Origin of the sequence: Flavobacterium sp. LHD-85, from assembly GCF_030929595.1 — a bacterium.
Lineage (GTDB): Bacteria > Bacteroidota > Bacteroidia > Flavobacteriales > Flavobacteriaceae > Flavobacterium.
This window is the reverse complement of the sequence record NZ_JAVFVR010000007.1, coordinates 1-17,595: the sequence shown is the minus strand read 5'-3', so window position 1 is coordinate 17,595 and position 17,595 is coordinate 1. Positions and strand designations below refer to the sequence as shown.

Genomic DNA, 17,595 nt, shown 5'->3' with positions numbered 1-17,595 from the left:
CTTTGAACAATCCTATTTTGCATCCAGAAATTCAAGAATATATAATTCAAAATACTGGTGCAGATATAACAAAATTGGCACTGCAAAAAAATCCATTTCCCGATCTGGACTGGATTTTGATTTTAAATCAGATTGAAGCCCGAACAAAAGCAAAGGAAAAACTCCCTACTTGGTTTGCTGCCGAAAACATCATTTATCCAAGTAAAATCTCTGTCGAACAAACATCTTCAGAAAAAACTGCTGCTTACAAAGCTTCTTTAATAAATGGTGAATCTCTGATTGATTTAACTGGCGGTTTTGGTGTTGATGATTATTATTTTTCTAAAAAATTCAAATCAATAACGCATTGCGAAATCAATGAAGAATTATCAGCAATAGTATCGCACAATTTTAAACAATTACAAGTTGAGAATTGCACTTTCCATGCTGGCGATTCAATCCATTTATTAGAAAAAATCGATCAGAAATTTGACTGGATTTATATTGATCCTTCACGAAGAAACGATAGCAAAGGCAAAGTTTTCATGCTGAAAGACTGCCTTCCAAACGTTCCTGAATTGCTTGATTTCTATTTCGAAAAATCAGATCATATTTTAATTAAAACAGCACCTTTATTAGATATTTCGGCAGGATTATCAGAATTAAAAAATGTCAAAAACATTCATATTATAGCGCTCGAAAATGAAGTTAAAGAGTTGCTTTTTGAAATTCACAAAGGTTATTCAAACGAAATTACTTTAAAAACTGCTAATATTTTAAAAGAAAAAACAGAAACTTTTGAGTTTGTTTTAGGCAAAGAAATCTCCTATCCGCTTTATGATTTTCCAAAGAAATATCTTTACGAGCCAAATGCTGCAATTATGAAATCTGGCGGTTTTGACGAAGTAAGCATTACTTTTCAAATTGATAAACTTCACAAACATTCTCATTTGTATACTTCTGAGGATTTAATAGATTTTCCTGGAAGAAAATTTGAGATTCAAAAAGCCTTTTCGTACAACAAAAATGAGATGAAAAACGAACTGGCAAATAAACAGGCAAATATTACCACTCGTAATTTCCCTGAAACGGTTGAAAACATTAGAAAAAAGTGGAAAATAAAAAACGGAGGTAATTTGTATTGTTTTTTTACAACTGATGTAAAAGATAACAAAATAGTTTTAATTTGCACCAAAATAAACTAATACAATGAAACAACTAATTACCCTAACTCTTTTTTTATTGACTTTTTCCGCATTTGCCCAAAAACCATGTGAATACAGTGTAAATGTAAATGACTCGATTGGAAGCTACAAAGTAACCAACGAGTACTTAATGAGTGAGAAATATTTTGGAGGAAACTCTAATTACATTTTCTTTTCATTAGCCCAAACCGACGGATTGCCAACTTTAAATCTGCAAGCGATTCAAAAAAGCAAAGATTTTATTAAAGCCAATTGTTTTGATAAAAATTCAAAAATCTTTTTACAATTAGAGAACGGAAAAATTGTAACATTAATGCATATCAATCAAGAAAATTGCGGAACATTAATTCGTGATGAAAAAGGTTTTAATAATCGTGTCAACACAGGGATTTTCTTGTTTATGAAAGACAATTATGAAGAATTAAAAAAATCGCCAATCTCGATTATGCGAGTAAAATATCTAACCAATATAGAAGATTACATCGTAAAAAGAGAACTTACCTCAGAGTTGACTGGAAAAGTTACCAATCCGAACACTTATTTTATGGATAATATCAGGTGTGTTGAGTAATTAATTGCATTTCCATTTCTGGTTGGAAACTTTATCTTTTAGACCAGCTTTTAAATTGTAATGCCACCATTCAGAGTCAAATGAATTAAAGCCGTTTTTAATCATTGTATTCTTTAAATAAGCTCTTTTTGAAAGGATTTCTTTTGAGAGCTGTTTAAAATTATGACTGGCCATAATTCCAAAAAAATCAAAAGAAGTTCCCATATCAACTTCTTTTCCTGTTATATCAACCAAAGAAATATCAACGGCTCCTCCTCTATTGTGGATGGAGCCTTTTTTTGGATCTGCCACATAAATAGGATTCGATACAATCTCCCACATTTTCTTTTGAATGTCCAAAGGCCTATAACAATCATATAATTTAATTCTATATCCTTTCTTTAAAAAATCTTTATTGGCTGCAATTAATGCTTTTACAGTCTTTAAACGAAGCATGCATTCGGCACAGTCGTAAACTTTAGTTTTTAAAAAATTATCTTCTGTTGCATATTTCATATCATAAACAAAATCATTGCTGTAATCTCGCAGATTCACAAATGTAGTGTCAGAAATCTTTGCCTCTGCTGGCGCTGCATAAGCTTCATTTTGCGCATGCAAACAGCTGATTCCAAAAAGAAAAAAAACTAATATTTTGAAGATCTGATTCATTGTAAAAGGATTTAAAAATTGAAATTAAACAAAAAAAACTTAAAAACCGATTCTACGATTTCTCTTTTAGAGTAAAAATTTACTTTTTGCAAATCTTTAATTTGTCATAAATTCCTTTCAAACCAAACATTATTTTTAATATCTTTATGAAAATTAGCTCTTTACGACTTTGTAAATTAAACTATTAATTCTAAAAACCATTTATCTTATGAATTACAGAGCCAAATACATTTCAACAGCACTTGTAACTAGTTTACTTTTATTTTCTTGTAAAAAAGAAATTATAAAAGAAGTTCCTAAAACAGATTCCACTTCTATAAAAACTGAAGCTTTACAGGCAGATAGCATTGTTTTAAACCCAAATGATTCTTTGTATGCCTTGGTAGATAAAAGCGTCATTGGAACACAGTTTTTAACCAAAAGCAGCCTAGCTCCAAGATTAAAAAAATTATTAGGTGCAGATTACGATCAAATGGTGAAAAATTGGAACACCGAAACTCCTTTTGAAAAACAAGATAATATACTTCACGCTTGGGGCTGCAAACAGCATGACTGCAGTACTTATTCTTATGATTTGTATATTGATGTTAAAAACAATAAAATTAATGTCTACAAATTTTCAGAATCGAAACTAACGATTTTTAAAGAAGATAATTTTGACATTGAGATTAAAGGCAATCTCTTAAAAGATTTAAATATTAAAAAGGAAAATACCCAAATTAAAAAATAATGCGATCATAAAAAAAGCGGTTTAAAAAACCGCTTTTTTTATTAAATATTTTTAGAGTTATATTTCTCCTGTAACTAAAATATTCTCTTTTACTCCTTTGTCTCTGAGCATTCTAAAATGAGAGCGAACAGCGTGATAAAATGGATATGAAGTATATGGCAGATTGTACTCTTCTGCATAACGTTTTATTATTGGTGTAATATATGGATAATACGTATGACCAACGGCAGGAAAAAGATGATGTGCTACGTGATGTGTAAATCCGCCGTAAAGAAAATTAGCCAATTTGCTTTCTGTACTAAAATCTTTAGTGACAATCATTTGGTGCATTACCCAGGTGTCGGAAAGATTTCCATCTTCATCGGTATGCGGAAAGTGGGCATCTTCATCAACATGTGTCGAAACCAATGCTACCACACCAATTGCACTACCGCATAAATGCATAGATAGCCAAGCAAAAAACACCATATGCCATGGCTGATTTAAAAGCATCATCGGGATAAAAAGCAAATAAATAAGATTGATAATCTTAGCCGCAAACAGTCTATAAACTTCCTGCCTCGGGATTTTATCTACAACTTTCTTTACATAATTATCCTTTTTGCCAAAGAAGTCTTTAAAATCTCTAATATAAAGCCAGTTTAGGCTATAAAGAGGATAAATAAACCACATGTAAATGTGTTGATACTTGTGATAATTAAACAGTGGGCTGTTTGGGAATATTCTAATAATATCACTCTGCTTGATATCTACGTCCCAATCTGGCACGTTTGGATAAGCATGATGCAAACTTATATGGCGTCGCATCCAAAGCCAATGATTACTCCCGAAGAGTTCTAAAACATATAAAAACCATTCATTATGCTTTGGCTTTTTGAACAAAGCTCCATGTGCAGCATCATGAAAAGCATTTATAAATAAAACGATCATTGTAATACCAGACAAAATGTAAAAAAGAAATAACAACGGGGTCTGGTTCCCGAAAAGTAAAATACAGGCGTAGAATAAAAAAAATACTGCCAGAAGCCCTAAAGACTTCACAACATTTAATACATACAAAGACGAGTTTTTTAAGACCGTTTCATTCACTTCTAAACGCATCTTTTTAAAAAAATCATCTGCTCCTGGTTTAACATAAACCGGTCGTTTTAATTTTTCCATATTGGTTACTGCTAGAAATTGTTAACCAAATTTAATAAAAAAAAACTTAACGTATTAGCATAGATTCAATTAAAAATCAAGTATTTTATAACAAAAAAACCACTCTTAAAAGAGTGGTTAAATGGTGCTGTTAAAATTAGAATTGTTAGATTTTTTTGGAAAATTTTTTATTATTCCTCAAACTTTTTGTTGGCCAAACGCAGTCTAATATCATGAATCCTAACTTCTATTTCTTGCAAATCATTCAAAATAGTCTGTTTTTCATAAACTGCTCCAACTTCATTAACCATATTTTGCTCATTGGGAGCAAAAAGGTCATTCAAATCTACATCCGGAAAATTTTTACTTAAGCTAAGAATAAATTCAGAACCTATACTAGCCGTTCCATGTAAATACCTTCCAATCATTGCTGGGCTAAATCCTAAAATTGCCCCAACTTCCTTTTGCTTTAATCCTTTATCCTTAAAGAATTTGCTTAGTTTCTCGTGATACATCATCATTAAAATTCAAACAAAATATAGCTTAAATATATTTTTTAACATTAAAAAGAATAATAAATATAATAATATTCCTACATTTATATAACCTAAAAGCATGTAAATAATAATTAGCAAATATATGTCAAAATTAATCAATAATAGCAATTTTAAAGAAGATAATTCTCACAATAAAAAAGCTTACGAATTTATAGATAGGCATTTACCTGTAACCTATGTTGATCTTACCATTGCTCATATTATTAAAAAAGGACAGCGCGCTCCAACCAAAGCATTAATTAGAAACGTGAGAAACAAAACAATATTTAGGAATGACATTTTATTAGCATTAGTAGAAGTAGCATACGAAAACAAACAAGCAATTGAAAAAATAAAACTTTTAACCTCAGAAGCCTAGAAAATCATATAAACCTTTTTCAATCAAAATTTTAATTTTATGACTAACCGCACCAATAAAAAAGAAAACAGCCAGTCAGATTCAATTCAAAATCAATTTGAAACTTCATCTTCCAATAAAATCAATTTAGAGAATACCCCTTTTTTGTACGGAATGACTATTGAACAATACAAAGAAGGTCTTGAAATCCATATACATTGCTTTAATCAATTGGAAAAAATTAAGAAAATAATGAATTAGAATTATCATGCCGATTAAAATCCCATCAAATACACATCATTAATATATTAATTTTAGCATCAACACCAGTAAAATCAGCCTGAGTCGTAAATTCTTGTTTTTAATGTAAAACTATTTAAATCATGTAAATTTCATCTTTTTTGTAATTTGTCTTCTAGCTAAAAACTAAAAAACATGCTAAAACTCAGAAAACAATTAAGAGGTGTTCTAATAGTTTTACTCATTACTATTTCGGCATATAGCAAAACTATCATCTTTGCAAATCAAGTTAGCTGCTTAGAAAGAAAACAAAAGAAATCACGTTTTAAAGCTTTAGTTTTATATGAAAATGGCGGACATCATCTCCCATTTACCAAAGCGGCTAAACCGTGGCTCAATAAACTTGCCATTGATAGCAGTTTCACCATTGATTATATCGAAAGCACCAAAACAATCAATGAGGCACTTTTAAAACAATATCAAGTTTTTATTCAATTAGATTATCCTCCTTATTCTTGGAGCGAAGAATCGATGCTGGCATTTCAGAAATACATCAATAGCGGAAAAGGCGGATGGGTTGGCCTGCATCATGCTACTTTACTTGGCGAATTTGATGGATATCCTATGTGGAAATGGTTTTCAGATTTTATGGGTGGCATTCAATTTGCCAATTATATCCAAGATTTTGCAAGTGGAAAAGTATCTATTGAAGATAAATCACATCCTGTAACCAAAGGGATTCCTTCTAATTTTATAATCCCAAAAGAAGAATGGTACACCTATGACAAAAGCCCGAGACCAAATGTTCATGTTCTCGCTTCCGTTGATGAATCTTCATACGAACCATATTCAAAAATAAAAATGGGAGATCACCCTGTAGTTTGGACAAATAATCACTTCAAATCAAGAAATATCTATATTTTTATGGGACATGCGCCAGAATTATTTGAAAATGAAGCTTACACTACTCTTTTGAGAAATTCAATTTTCTGGGCGGCTAAAAGAAACTAAAGATATTCTTTTATCTAAAGTATAATAAAAGTGCCTCTCACTTGAGAGGCACTTTTCTATTTTTTCCAGTATTTTAAAAACAGTTTATATAATTCTTCTGCATTAATTTCAATCTCTGAAGCAGAGTACATAATATTCAATTTCGAATTTTGCTCATCATAAGCCATTTTCCAAAGAAACTTAGAAGCGCGACCTTCATACTTAGCTGCATTGTCAATTGTAATGGCAACCAAAGTATCTCCTCCCACTTTTTGTAACTGCGCATCGGTAACATCTTGCCAATCTAGTCTTCCAAACGCTTTGGCTACTGGGGTTGTTCTTCCAGAGAAACCATTGGTATCTATATGAATTAATGGAGATTTATCTCTTATACTTGCTAGCATTTTAAATATTAAAGCAAGCATTATTAAAAGGATCGCACCAGAAGCAACTGATAGTTTTATTTTAAATATTCCATCAAAAGTTCCTATGCCGTATAAAAGCATAATCGCTACTAAAATACTGATTGCGCTAGCATACAAAAGTAATTTTCTGGTTTTCTTAGCGTTTCGGTATAATTTAATTTCTTCATTCATGGATTGCAGTAATTTTTTTATTTGTTATTAGAATTAAAAATAAAGATGCAATTTACCACAAAATAATTAAGAAAAACCATTCCACTAGGCCGGAATTGTTGAGATTTTAGAAAAGTATCTAATTTGTTTTTATTGGATTTCTTTTAAAGTTTTAATTGCTCTATCCTATTTTTAATTTGATTTAGTCTTTCAGATAAACTTCCTTTTACTTGAATTACTTCCAAATCAAAATCATCAATTAATTCGCTAATACTATCGTTTACTTGATATCTCAATTCAGGCAAATTAGATTCTGAGCATGAAATCCGATCGGGCTCTTCAATAGGAACAAATACAAAGAGATCGATCTCTTTAATCGCATTTTGAATTTTATTAAATACGGAGGAAAAGTTTAATGCATTGTCAACCGCTAAAGCATATCCCAAAATATCAATTGGACAGCGGTCAAAAATAGCATTTCTGTTACTTCTCACAATCTGTTTTAAAGAATGTTCCAGCTGCACCATATAATCATCTGCTGTAGGTATTTCAGAAAAATCAAAACCCATTTCCTGCAATTCAAAATAGGGTTCCGGATAAAACTCATAATCAGGAAAAGATTCATGGAGTTTTTCTGCCAATGTTGTTTTTCCAACCAAATGAGTTCCTAGTATTGCTATTCTCATATTACTAAGTTTTTTATCATGAAAACTAAAAATAAACAAAATAGGCGCAAAACAAAAAAAGGATGATCAGAATGATCATCCTTAAAAGTGAACTTAGAAGGAGTAAATTCTAACATTTTACTCGAAGATCTAAAAATTTTAGCCGACTCTTTTAATCGTATTTTGTGATGTAATACTAATTTTATAATTACTATATCTTTTATAAAAGATTTGGGCTAAAATTCTACAATTAAATACCTTTTTACTTTATGATAAATATAAAAACCATTAAAATTTGCTGCTAATTTATAAAATAAAACACTAAATATTATCTACAATTTCAGTAACTCCAAGTAAAAATTCCTGAGTCTGTTTTATATCAAAATAATTTTTCTTCATCCATTCTATTTGATATTTCACTGGTAAATAAATCCCCCATTTTGATGTAATTAAGGAATCTGGATTTTTTTCTAATTCTTCTGTTATAATTTCTTCAATAACATCCACATTTGAAGTTATGTAATTGAATTTATCCAGAAAATCATCTTTAGATTCATAAATATCGAATGAACTTTTACTATCATCTAATGAGTGCTTTATTTCAGAAAACTTAAAAAGAAATTGTAATGTTGCATTTATTTTAGTACCTGCAAAAGTGTACAATATGAGTTTTTTTTCTGAAACCAACAATGGTCTTTCTAACTCTATATCCTTGATATCAAAAACAGAAAAATCACTTCGCATCTCATCTAACTCGTCTAAAGCTTCTTTATTTAGCTCATTAATTTTTTGATCCTGATACAGTATCTCAAACATCTTATTTCTAATTCTGGAATGTACCATTCCGCTTCCACCAAAAAAAAGAGGTTTTTTACCATCATTTGCAGGTTTAACTTCTATTTTTTTTGCTTTGAAATCGATAACAATAATTTTCCAGATTTTAGCCGCTAATAAAATATTTTCATCTTCTCTAATTTGTGGCGTTAATGGAATTTCACCTATTTTTATTCCTGCACTCACAACCTTAAAATTATCTTCAATGGTAAAGGCACTATAAAAATCTCTGTTATTGACGATTTTTTCTCCTTCAATTCCTATAATAACTTCATCTCTTAATTTTTCGAATAAATCGATAGCAATTAAATGGTTTAAAATTTCTTCAATATCAATACTATCAATATCATTGAATGCGAAATTTTGCTTTACTGATTTAACTAATTCATTAAAATTAATGCCTGAATTTCCTTTTGTTATTGATAACGCCTGATGCAGTAAAAGATCATACGCTAAAGTCATTGCATCTTTTGGCTCAATAAAACCTTCTTTATACAATTCCCAGCAAGCTATTGACTGCAACAAGCTCCATTTATCTGTTGCATACAAATGGAGAAAACTTTTTGCACTATCTCTTCTTCCGCTTCTACCTATACGCTGTATTAATGATGCAATACTGTATGTTGCATCTATTTGCACCACTTGATCAACAGAACCAATATCAATTCCGAGTTCTAAAGTTGAAGTACAGGAAATGCAAAAATTTTGTCTGTTGTTGCTTTTTGCAAAATATTCTACATATTCCCTCACTTCTTTATCAACTGATGAATGATGCGAAAAATAATTTACATGACCATTTAGTCTTTCAGAAAGTTTTTTTAATTTAACAGCTACAACTTCTGCAAGTCCTCTGCTATTTGGAAAAATTAAAACCTTACTATCCTTAGTTTCTAAATACAAATCTTTAATAAGACTCAAGGGTAAGTCATCACCGTCTTTTTTAAAATATTTAAATTTAGCTTCAATTTCTTTTGATGCACTATCCCTTAAAACTATTGTTGGAACGGTAGTACCGGCAAATTTCTTGACCTCATCATAATCCCCCAACGTTGCTGAAAGTCCAATTAGCCTAAATTGATTTTCATTTAAATCCTGTAATCTGGATAAAATAGACTTTAATTGTACGCCTCTTCCCGACCCTATAAAAGAATGAATTTCATCAATAACTACAAATTTAAGGTTCGAAAAAAGATGCTTTACGTTAAAAGGTTTGTTTGAAAGCATAGCTTCCAAAGATTCGGGCGTTATTAAAACCACTCCAGATGGATCTTTTATTAATTTCTCTTTTAAAGTTGCATTTGCTTCTCCGTGCCATTTTACAACATTAACTTCTAAATTTTTGCACAATTCTTCAACTCTGTAGAACTGATCATTAATTAATGCAATAAGAGGCGAAATGTATAAGACCTGAACTCCTTTTTCGTTGAAATTTACTTGAGATAAAATAGGCAGAAAAGCTGCTTCAGTTTTTCCCGAAGCAGTTCTGGATACCAAAATATAATGATTATCTGTTGTTAAAACTCTTGAAATTGCTGCATTTTGAATAGGACGTAATTGTTCCCATCTTTTATCACGAATATATTTTCGGATGGGTTCTGATAATAATTCAAATGACATTACAATTCTTCTATACTATCCATTAAAACAGCATCTGGTCTTTCGTCAGAAATTTCAATCTCTCCAAATAGTTTCGTTTTATCCAAATCAGGATTTTGCCTTAGTATGTTTAAAATATTTAAAAAATCCCTAATAACTTCTCTTGGCGTTAAAAACTCTGAAGCTCCTGGTTTATTAAACATTTCCTCCATGAAGTTTTGTATATCTTCATCAGAAACATTTGTTGCTATTTTATAATTATAATCAAAGATTGCTTTAAGCTTTATTAAAAGCACAAAAATTTCGTTATGATCGAGTGGTAATAATTTAATTACAGGCTGGGCAAAATCCCTAATTTCCGCAGTTTCAAACTTGTTTGTTTCTAAACGTGATTTTAAAGCATGATAGCTAAACAAACCTCTTCTTTCATTTTCAAGCACTTCTTTAGTTCCTGCAAAATTGAAAAAAAGATTGCTTACTTTTCCCTGAAAACAATCATTATATATTGACAGAATCTTTTCATAATTTTTTTCTCTGGTTGCAGAAACTGATATTTTGTAAAGATTTATAGCCTCATCAAGATTGATCATAAAACCACTATAGCCCATGCTAACAAACAATTTGGTAAAGTTTTTAAGCATATCATAATAATTTAAGTCGTTGATGATTTCTCTAACTCCTAAATCTTGTTTGGCTTCTGTTTTGGTATTATATTCTCCTTTTAACCACTTTAAGGCATTTCTCCTTAATTGCTCATCATCTTTGATATAACCTTCGTAATATTTCATCACAACTGTTCCAAAATCAAAACCTCCAACTTCGGTAATTTCGTTGATGGTTTTCATTATGTTATTCTGAATAAGACTCAAATATTGTTCTTCTCTAATATTTTCTAATGGAATATTATTCGATTCTGCCGTTTTCATAACCACCTGCTCTATCCATTTTTCCATTAAAGTTGGCAATGCTCCGCCTTCTGGTTTAGTCTGAATTGCGACATTATCCATAATAGCGGCATATAACGCTACGCCTTTTCCATCATTTGAGTAAAGTCTGTTATCTGGCGTAAAATCTGCATTTGCTACCACAAACTTTTGTTTTAATGCTACAGTATTTAGTAAGTGTAACATGAATGATTTTCCAGAACCGAAATCTCCGATCCAAAATTTAACCATACTATGTCCATTTTTCACATCTTCTAATGCGCTTACAACTGCATCAATTTCCTCGGACCGTCCAACCGTAATATGCTGAACACCAATTTTAGGGACTACACCTCCAATTAATGAATTAATAATTGCTGTAGCTTCTTTAGGTTTTATGTTTTCTGTCATTTTGCTAAAATTCGGTTATAGTAGTTTTCGTTAATAATATAAAAATCATCTTCTTCCTCAATTAAAACATCATCTAATGTCTCGTAACATAATTCATTAATACTTTCTATCAACTGGTTTTTAAACATTCCTTTTGATTTTGCAAAAGTTTCAAAATCAGCCTGAAGAACAGAAAAATTTGCTTTTGAAAAAGAATCAAGAACATCTTGCTGTATTTTTGTAAAATTGAGTAAGCTCTCATAAAGAGATGTATTTATTGTGCTGTATTCAGAAACAGTCTGATTCTCTGGTTCTGAATTAATTACCAACACTGTTTTTAAATCTTCCTGTTCCTCTTCATCTCTAAGATATTCATTAAGCAGCTCAACCGTTCCCGAATGTTTTTCATGAACCTGCTGAATGGCATTTCTATCCAATTGAATTTTTTTTCGTTTAGCTGTGTAAACATTTTTTACAGCTTTTAGTGCCTTTTCTAAATCTTTATCCTGAATAAACTCATTGATTATAGCTTGAAAATCATCAAATTGATCTCCACTTTTAAACAAAGTTTTTTGCACTGTTACACCTAGCGGTTTATGATCAAATTTTACCGATTTTAAATCATAGTGAATATAATAAACATACAATGCAAGTGCTGCTTCTTTACTATGAACTGCGATAAACTTTGATGCATCATAAAAAATATTTTCAACCGATGGATTATCTCTATTTAAATTTCCAAGATTGATAATCTGATTTATGAATGTGTCTGAATCTTTATTAAAATTACTAGTCAATTCATCAAATTTAATTTTCCAACGAGTTGAATTTTGAATATTTAATTCATAATCCGTTTTTTCATCTGGCTCATTAATTGTTGGCGCATAAATCTGTAATATTTTATTTAATCGTATTAGTATTCGATCGTTGTATTCTTCTTTTACAGCATTCGATATATAGGTTAGATCTACATTCAGTTTTCTTTTGTGTCCAAAAATTTCGCGAACAGTATTTTCACAGTATTTGAAAATATTAGAATGAAGTTCATTTATAACAGTTTCTATAGAGTATTTATAATTATTACTTTCTGGTTTATAGTTATAATGTTTTTGTGCAATAATATCAGCTACTGCAGTAAGTTCTTTATGTAATGAAGAGGAATCTTTTACACATCTTTCATCTAATCTTTTAATGACAGACAAATAAAACTTCATGATTTCGATAGCGCAAAACTCAATATTAAAGAAATTATTTGCCGGATTCCAAATGTTGTTTAAAAGCGCAGCATCTTCATCTGTTAGATTTAATTTGACTCTAAACTGAAATCCCAATTTTAACTGATCATATCCCGAATAATCATCATAATAATTTTCCTGTCGGCGAATTCTCTCTGAATCTTTCTTTAAATCATGTTGTTCTAATTTTTTAATAAAATGAGAAACACTATACGTTTTTGTTTTAGGATAGTTTCTTTTTAATTCATTTAATTCTTTCTCTAAAAGAGCAATATTTTTATGAGTATCAAATTCTTTTAAAAGATCGAAAAGCAAAACAAATGCATAATTATTATTGCCATCAAGATCTGTATAAATACCGTTTAAAAAGTTAAACTTGAAAGTTTTATAAAAAACACGCTGCTGGTTTGTCGCCGAATTTATTTCTGAATACGAATATACATATTGATGTCCCCAATAAGGAACATTTGAAGGTTTTGAAATATTTGAAAGACTGTAAGATTCACCTGTAATGTCTATAATAGAATTATCCATACATCCTAAATTTAATTTTATTATACTATTGAACCTTTTTTTGTAAAATGTAAATATGTAGCTTTAGATTTTATAATCATTACGGAAAACCATAATCACAAAAATTATATCAAAAATATCATTCACAACTTAAAAATGATTAAGTATATATACCTGTTTTGTTACTTTGTTAAAAAATCAAAACTTAGTAACTCTCAATTTAGATGAATTATAAAAGATAACGGGAAGAATTTTATATCCAGGAAATGACACAAAACAAAAAAGCCACTCAAATTGAGTGGCTAGTTGTGATCCCAGAAGGATTGCAACTATAGACTGCAAACCCGCATCAATTCTATGTTTTCATGATTTCAAAAACCGTTTGCCACGGTTTTGCCACGCTTTTTTCATCGATTTTAAAAACTGCAAAATTGTAGAAAACAAAAAGACCCACTCGGTATGAGTGGGTCTTCTGTGAACGCAGAAGGATTCGAACTTTATAGTTTAAACCCGCACCAACTCTATATTTTCAATGATTTCAAAAACCGTTTGCCACGATTCCGCCACAATTTTATTACCTTTTTAAAGCAACTTATTCTATTGATTTTAGACAATATTATAATCTGAGGCAAAGTTAATCAATTCCTACTTATTTACGATATACATTGCAAACAATAAAAACTGCTTCATCCAAATTTAGAATTTTAAATTAAGCAATAAAACATATTTAGAATTACTTGCATTATAAAACTAAACTTTTATTTTTGCTTGCTAAATTTAACAAACATTTAAACATGAAAGATTTAGTAGCAAAAATTAATGCAGAAATCGAAACTTTTAAAACAGAATCAGATTCTCTTATTGAAAAAGGTGTTAAAGCAGCCGGAGCCAGAGCTCGTAAATCTACATTAGAAATTGAAAAACTTTTAAAAGAGTTTAGAAAAGTTTCTATTGAAAATCAGAAGAAATAGATTATCACAAGTAGATAAACATTTTATTTCAAAACATCCTGACTATACAGGATAACTGTTGATAATCTTGTTTTGATAATCTTCATATATTGATTAGTGGTTACAATGTTGTAGCCACTAAATCAATTAGATATGAATTCAAAACCAATCGATGAGCTGATCCAATCATGCTTGCAGTCTTTAAATGAGACTAGTTACAACAGAGAAGTTACCATGGCGCATAAAAGGCGTTTTACCTTGCTTAAAAGCTTCATGGTTATACACTCAAAAGACCTTTATTCAGAGGTCATTGGAGAAAGTTTCAAGTTGTCCTTTCTTGAAACAAATTCTTTATCCGGTTATAAGTTTAAGAGTATTAAATCTTCTGTAAACTTATTAAACGATGTTCTCAATAATATTCCAATGAGAAGGAAGCGTATTAATCGGAAAGTATATCAATTCCCAGGTGAAATAGGAGAACAAATCCTTTCATTCTTAAAAGTATTTAAGGAAAAGGAACGTATTGCAGATAAGACCTTCTTCAAACACAGCCGGAATCTAAGCTATTTTGCTGTTAGAATGTACCACGATCAGATCGATCTGCATAATTTGAATGGTATCGCGATTAAAGAATTTACTTCGTCCCTAAAAAACTCTAAACTTTATGTGTGTGTTTCTTTGCGACATTTTCTTAATTATCTGTATGAAAGAAAACTAACAGATATAGATCTGCGCATTCCACTTAATCAAATAAAACGGAAATCATCAGTAGAAAAACTCCCTTCAGTATATAGTTTGGAAGAAATTCGTCAAATGGATAATGCTATCAATAGATCAAAGACCATTGGCAAAAGAAATTATGCAATATTTCTTCTTGCTTCGCGTCTAGGATTACGGGCAAGTGATATCTGTTCCTTACAATTTGGCAATTTAGATTGGAATCGCAACACCATTCGTTTTGAACAGTACAAAACAGGGCAAGATATTGAGTTGCCATTACTTCCCGTGGTTGGCGAGGCGATTATTGATTACATATGTTATGGCCGTCCAAAATCACAAATCAAAACTATTTTTCTCAGTGGCATTGCTCCTTTCGGCCCAGTATCGGCTGCCAATATATTTGCCATAATCAATGAAATAATAAGCAAGTCCAAAGTGGAAACAAACAGCAGGCATCACGGATCGCATAGTTTACGGCATAGTTTAGCCTCTCAGTTATTGGAACAAGGTACGACACTTGCAGTAATATCAGATTCTCTCGGACATAGTAGTAGTGAATCAACCATGTTCTATCTGGGCATAGACGTTAAAGGATTATTGGCTTGTTCACTTGAGGTTCCCTTGGTTCAGGAAAAATTTTATATTCAAAAAGAAGGAGGATTTTATGAATAGTTCAGATAAATTTAGCAGCATCTTTGCTCCTTATATTAGGAGTTATATTAAGGAGAAAGAACTCCAAGATTTAAAAATAGAAAGATACAGAAGTTTCTTATTGGATTTTGATAGATTTTTGTCGAAAACTGCAAAAAATGATCTTCTAATTAATTCTGAAGATATAAAGAGATGGGCAGATACACGTATAAATGATAAAAAGACAACCCTTTATGCGAGGTTCTGTATCATATCGAACTTCTGTCGGTATATGGGTAGTCTTGGTCACGAATGTTATGTTCCTCTTCACCCCAGAAGATCTTTTGAAAGTACAATCACTACAGTGTTTACTCACAGTCAAATACACAATATTTTCGATGCGTGTGATAATATGGTAACAAAAACCCGTTGCCCAAAGAGTATGCTATTTGTCATACCTGCATTAATCAGAACGTTGTACAGTACTGGAATAAGAATAGGTGAAGCCCTTGCTATAATGAATAAGGATATTGATTTTAAACGGAACGCTCTTGTAATTAATGATACCAAGAACAACAGGTGCAGAATTGCACCAATTAATGAGTCTCTGGAAAAAGTTCTAAAACAATATATTGAATATAGGGATAAGCTTCCTATATGTGACATTGATCATCCTGATTCTTATCTGTTTGTTTCAACCTTAGGAAAGTCTTGCAGCCATATTCCTGTATATAAATATTTTGTCAGCATTCTTGAAAAATGTGAAATCTATGGCAGTTTTGGAACTAATAACCCTTCACTGCATTCGATCCGGCATACAACAGCGGTACATTCGCTTGTTAAGTTAACTGGTGCAGGAAAGGATTTATATTGCTCCCTGCCTTTACTTTCAGTCTTTTTGGGACACAAGAGCGTTATCGGTACAGAATCCTATGTTAGACTGACTCAGGAAATGTATCCCGAAGTCCTTAAACTGGATATGCACACTACGGATCAAATTTTCGCAGACCTTAACTTAAAACTTCAAAAGAACTATGAAAAAGAGGTCAACTGATTTTGCTGAATATTTGGAGGCATTCTTCATTGAATATCTGGGAGCAGAAATAAATGTAAGTAAACATACTGTTCGCTCCTATAGAGATACTTTTGTCCATTTGATCGATTATATGGACAATGTGCAAGGAATATCAGTCAATAAGCTTATGATGAAGGATTTTGATCGTGACATTATATTAGCCTTTTTGAATTGGCTGGAAGAAAAAAGAAACAATAGTATTGCCACACGAAATCAACGCTATGCCGCAATACGTTCGTTTTGTCAATTCTTGGAAAGAAAAGACCCGACAAGATTGGCAACCTGGCAATCAATGCGCTCCATCAGGATAAAAAAGAAAAAGAAACCTTCAGTGAATTATTTAACCGTTGAGGAAATCAGATGCATCTTGGATCAGGTTTCACTAAAGAATAGACATGGACGTCGCAATCTAACAATCCTTACGTTACTTTACGAAACAGGAGCTAGGGTTCAGGAACTAATTGATCTTACACCTGCCAGCATTAGACTTGAAAAACCGGCAATAGTCCGGTTACATGGTAAAGGGAACAAATCTCGAATTGTACCACTAAGAGATCAGATGGTTGAAATTCTCAGAACTTACATTGAAGAAAACCACTTGCTTATTCCTTCAAAGAAAGAACATCCCTTGTTCTTCAACAGTAGTGGGCATAAACTCACAGGATCGGGTATCACATATATACTAAGAACCTATGTAGTAATGGCGCGTACAACAGAACCAGAACTGATACATGAGAAAATTAGTCCACACTGTCTTCGACACTCAAGAGCCATGCATCTACTTCAAGCGGGTGTGAACTTAGTCTATATCCGTGATTTATTGGGACATGTTTCCATCCAAACGACGGAAATATATGCAAAGGCAGATTCAAGATTTAAAAGGGAGGCTTTAGAAAAAGCTTCGGAAAACTTTTTTAATATGGATATAAAAGAAGCTTCCTGGAATGATGACAAAGAACTGAAATCGTTCTTAAAGGGACTAGCTTAGTATATTATTATGAAAAGCTGTTTTTTAGAGTATCTCTGTAATTAATTGATTATCAAAGATTCTAAAAAACAGCTTGTGATAATTTACTTCTTCTGATTTTCAAT

The 17,595-nt window shown here is 31.2% G+C and carries 18 protein-coding genes; 10 read left to right on the top strand and 8 right to left on the bottom strand.

Going from position 1 to position 17,595, the window contains the following annotated elements; translation table 11 throughout:
- Positions 1-2: 2 nt before the first annotated feature.
- Positions 3-1,184, top strand: coding sequence for a class I SAM-dependent methyltransferase (locus RB618_RS13115; protein WP_308069141.1), 1,182 nt, complete (start codon positions 3-5; stop codon positions 1,182-1,184).
- 4 nt (positions 1,185-1,188) lie between these two features.
- Positions 1,189-1,755 (top strand): hypothetical protein, encoded by a 567-nt coding sequence (locus RB618_RS13110; RefSeq protein WP_308069140.1) that lies wholly within the window; start codon positions 1,189-1,191, stop codon positions 1,753-1,755.
- On the opposite strand, the gene RB618_RS13105 is transcribed toward RB618_RS13110, so the two are convergent.
- A complete protein-coding gene (locus tag RB618_RS13105; RefSeq protein WP_308069139.1) occupies positions 1,756-2,403 on the bottom strand; it encodes a M15 family metallopeptidase in 648 nt (215 codons plus the stop codon). It abuts the gene before it with no gap.
- A gap of 208 nt (positions 2,404-2,611) precedes the next feature.
- On the opposite strand from RB618_RS13105, the gene RB618_RS13100 reads away from it, so the two are divergent.
- Positions 2,612-3,133: a hypothetical protein gene (locus tag RB618_RS13100; RefSeq protein ID WP_308069138.1), complete on the top strand. Its 522-nt coding sequence runs from the start codon at positions 2,612-2,614 to the stop codon at positions 3,131-3,133.
- A gap of 57 nt (positions 3,134-3,190) precedes the next feature.
- On the opposite strand, the gene RB618_RS13095 is transcribed toward RB618_RS13100, so the two are convergent.
- Together RB618_RS13095 and RB618_RS13090 are read right to left on the bottom strand one after the other, a co-directional pair.
- Positions 3,191-4,294 carry a fatty acid desaturase gene (locus RB618_RS13095; RefSeq protein WP_308069137.1) on the bottom strand — a complete coding sequence of 368 codons (1,104 nt, stop codon included), beginning with the start codon at positions 4,292-4,294 and terminating at the stop codon, positions 3,191-3,193.
- 170 nt (positions 4,295-4,464) lie between these two features.
- Positions 4,465-4,794 (bottom strand): helix-turn-helix transcriptional regulator, encoded by a 330-nt coding sequence (locus RB618_RS13090; RefSeq protein ID WP_308069136.1) that lies wholly within the window; start codon positions 4,792-4,794, stop codon positions 4,465-4,467.
- Between the two features lie 118 nt (positions 4,795-4,912).
- Between RB618_RS13090 and RB618_RS13085 the strand changes: the two genes are divergently transcribed.
- From RB618_RS13085 to RB618_RS13075, 3 genes are all read left to right on the top strand, one after another.
- Positions 4,913-5,188 (top strand): hypothetical protein, encoded by a 276-nt coding sequence (locus RB618_RS13085; RefSeq protein ID WP_308069135.1) that lies wholly within the window; start codon positions 4,913-4,915, stop codon positions 5,186-5,188.
- Between the two features lie 39 nt (positions 5,189-5,227).
- Positions 5,228-5,428 (top strand): hypothetical protein, encoded by a 201-nt coding sequence (locus RB618_RS13080; protein ID WP_308069134.1) that lies wholly within the window; start codon positions 5,228-5,230, stop codon positions 5,426-5,428.
- 174 nt (positions 5,429-5,602) lie between these two features.
- Positions 5,603-6,418, top strand: coding sequence for a ThuA domain-containing protein (locus tag RB618_RS13075; RefSeq protein WP_308069133.1), 816 nt, complete (start codon positions 5,603-5,605; stop codon positions 6,416-6,418).
- A gap of 56 nt (positions 6,419-6,474) precedes the next feature.
- On the opposite strand, the gene RB618_RS13070 is transcribed toward RB618_RS13075, so the two are convergent.
- The 5 genes from RB618_RS13070 to RB618_RS13050 form a co-directional block, all read right to left on the bottom strand.
- Positions 6,475-6,993 carry an STM3941 family protein gene (locus RB618_RS13070; RefSeq protein WP_308069132.1) on the bottom strand — a complete coding sequence of 173 codons (519 nt, stop codon included), beginning with the start codon at positions 6,991-6,993 and terminating at the stop codon, positions 6,475-6,477.
- A 143-nt stretch (positions 6,994-7,136) separates the two neighbouring features.
- Positions 7,137-7,658: an ATP-binding protein gene (locus RB618_RS13065; protein WP_308069131.1), complete on the bottom strand. Its 522-nt coding sequence runs from the start codon at positions 7,656-7,658 to the stop codon at positions 7,137-7,139.
- A gap of 300 nt (positions 7,659-7,958) precedes the next feature.
- A complete protein-coding gene (locus RB618_RS13060) occupies positions 7,959-10,088 on the bottom strand; it encodes a DEAD/DEAH box helicase (protein ID WP_308069130.1) in 2,130 nt (709 codons plus the stop codon).
- Positions 10,088-11,401, bottom strand: a complete 1,314-nt coding sequence (locus RB618_RS13055) for an ATP-binding protein (protein ID WP_308069129.1) — start codon at positions 11,399-11,401, stop codon at positions 10,088-10,090. The genes RB618_RS13060 and RB618_RS13055 overlap by 1 nt, the downstream gene beginning before the upstream one ends.
- Positions 11,398-13,149, bottom strand: coding sequence for a tellurite resistance TerB C-terminal domain-containing protein (locus RB618_RS13050; RefSeq protein ID WP_308069128.1), 1,752 nt, complete (start codon positions 13,147-13,149; stop codon positions 11,398-11,400). The genes RB618_RS13055 and RB618_RS13050 overlap by 4 nt, the downstream gene beginning before the upstream one ends.
- 773 nt (positions 13,150-13,922) lie before the next feature.
- On the opposite strand from RB618_RS13050, the gene RB618_RS13045 reads away from it, so the two are divergent.
- From RB618_RS13045 to RB618_RS13030, 4 genes are all read left to right on the top strand, one after another.
- Positions 13,923-14,099, top strand: a complete 177-nt coding sequence (locus RB618_RS13045; protein ID WP_308069127.1) for a histone H1 — start codon at positions 13,923-13,925, stop codon at positions 14,097-14,099.
- 132 nt (positions 14,100-14,231) lie between these two features.
- Positions 14,232-15,470 carry a tyrosine-type recombinase/integrase gene (locus RB618_RS13040; protein ID WP_308069126.1) on the top strand — a complete coding sequence of 413 codons (1,239 nt, stop codon included), beginning with the start codon at positions 14,232-14,234 and terminating at the stop codon, positions 15,468-15,470.
- Positions 15,463-16,482: a tyrosine-type recombinase/integrase gene (locus RB618_RS13035; RefSeq protein ID WP_308069125.1), complete on the top strand. Its 1,020-nt coding sequence runs from the start codon at positions 15,463-15,465 to the stop codon at positions 16,480-16,482. The genes RB618_RS13040 and RB618_RS13035 overlap by 8 nt, the downstream gene beginning before the upstream one ends.
- Positions 16,463-17,491 (top strand): site-specific integrase, encoded by a 1,029-nt coding sequence (locus RB618_RS13030; protein WP_308069124.1) that lies wholly within the window; start codon positions 16,463-16,465, stop codon positions 17,489-17,491. The genes RB618_RS13035 and RB618_RS13030 overlap by 20 nt, the downstream gene beginning before the upstream one ends.
- Positions 17,492-17,595: the final 104 nt, after the last annotated feature.

Excerpts from the sequence above, each read along its gene's own strand:
- RB618_RS13045 (WP_308069127.1), top strand. The coding sequence starts at position 13,923 with ATGAAAGATTTAGTAGCAAAAATTAATGCAGAAATCGAAACTTTTAAA.
- RB618_RS13110 (WP_308069140.1), top strand. The coding sequence starts at position 1,189 with ATGAAACAACTAATTACCCTAACTCTTTTTTTATTGACTTTTTCCGCA.
- RB618_RS13035 (WP_308069125.1), top strand. The coding sequence starts at position 15,463 with ATGAATAGTTCAGATAAATTTAGCAGCATCTTTGCTCCTTATATTAGG.
- RB618_RS13050 (WP_308069128.1), bottom strand. The coding sequence starts at position 13,149 with ATGGATAATTCTATTATAGACATTACAGGTGAATCTTACAGTCTTTCA.
- RB618_RS13100 (WP_308069138.1), top strand. The coding sequence starts at position 2,612 with ATGAATTACAGAGCCAAATACATTTCAACAGCACTTGTAACTAGTTTA.
- RB618_RS13075 (WP_308069133.1), top strand. The coding sequence starts at position 5,603 with ATGCTAAAACTCAGAAAACAATTAAGAGGTGTTCTAATAGTTTTACTC.
- RB618_RS13090 (WP_308069136.1), bottom strand. The coding sequence starts at position 4,794 with ATGATGATGTATCACGAGAAACTAAGCAAATTCTTTAAGGATAAAGGA.
- RB618_RS13055 (WP_308069129.1), bottom strand. The coding sequence starts at position 11,401 with ATGACAGAAAACATAAAACCTAAAGAAGCTACAGCAATTATTAATTCA.
- RB618_RS13095 (WP_308069137.1), bottom strand. The coding sequence starts at position 4,294 with ATGGAAAAATTAAAACGACCGGTTTATGTTAAACCAGGAGCAGATGAT.
- RB618_RS13070 (WP_308069132.1), bottom strand. The coding sequence starts at position 6,993 with ATGAATGAAGAAATTAAATTATACCGAAACGCTAAGAAAACCAGAAAA.
- RB618_RS13065 (WP_308069131.1), bottom strand. The coding sequence starts at position 7,658 with ATGAGAATAGCAATACTAGGAACTCATTTGGTTGGAAAAACAACATTG.
- RB618_RS13060 (WP_308069130.1), bottom strand. The coding sequence starts at position 10,088 with ATGTCATTTGAATTATTATCAGAACCCATCCGAAAATATATTCGTGAT.
- RB618_RS13080 (WP_308069134.1), top strand. The coding sequence starts at position 5,228 with ATGACTAACCGCACCAATAAAAAAGAAAACAGCCAGTCAGATTCAATT.
- RB618_RS13040 (WP_308069126.1), top strand. The coding sequence starts at position 14,232 with ATGAATTCAAAACCAATCGATGAGCTGATCCAATCATGCTTGCAGTCT.
- RB618_RS13085 (WP_308069135.1), top strand. The coding sequence starts at position 4,913 with ATGTCAAAATTAATCAATAATAGCAATTTTAAAGAAGATAATTCTCAC.
- RB618_RS13030 (WP_308069124.1), top strand. The coding sequence starts at position 16,463 with ATGAAAAAGAGGTCAACTGATTTTGCTGAATATTTGGAGGCATTCTTC.
- RB618_RS13105 (WP_308069139.1), bottom strand. The coding sequence starts at position 2,403 with ATGAATCAGATCTTCAAAATATTAGTTTTTTTTCTTTTTGGAATCAGC.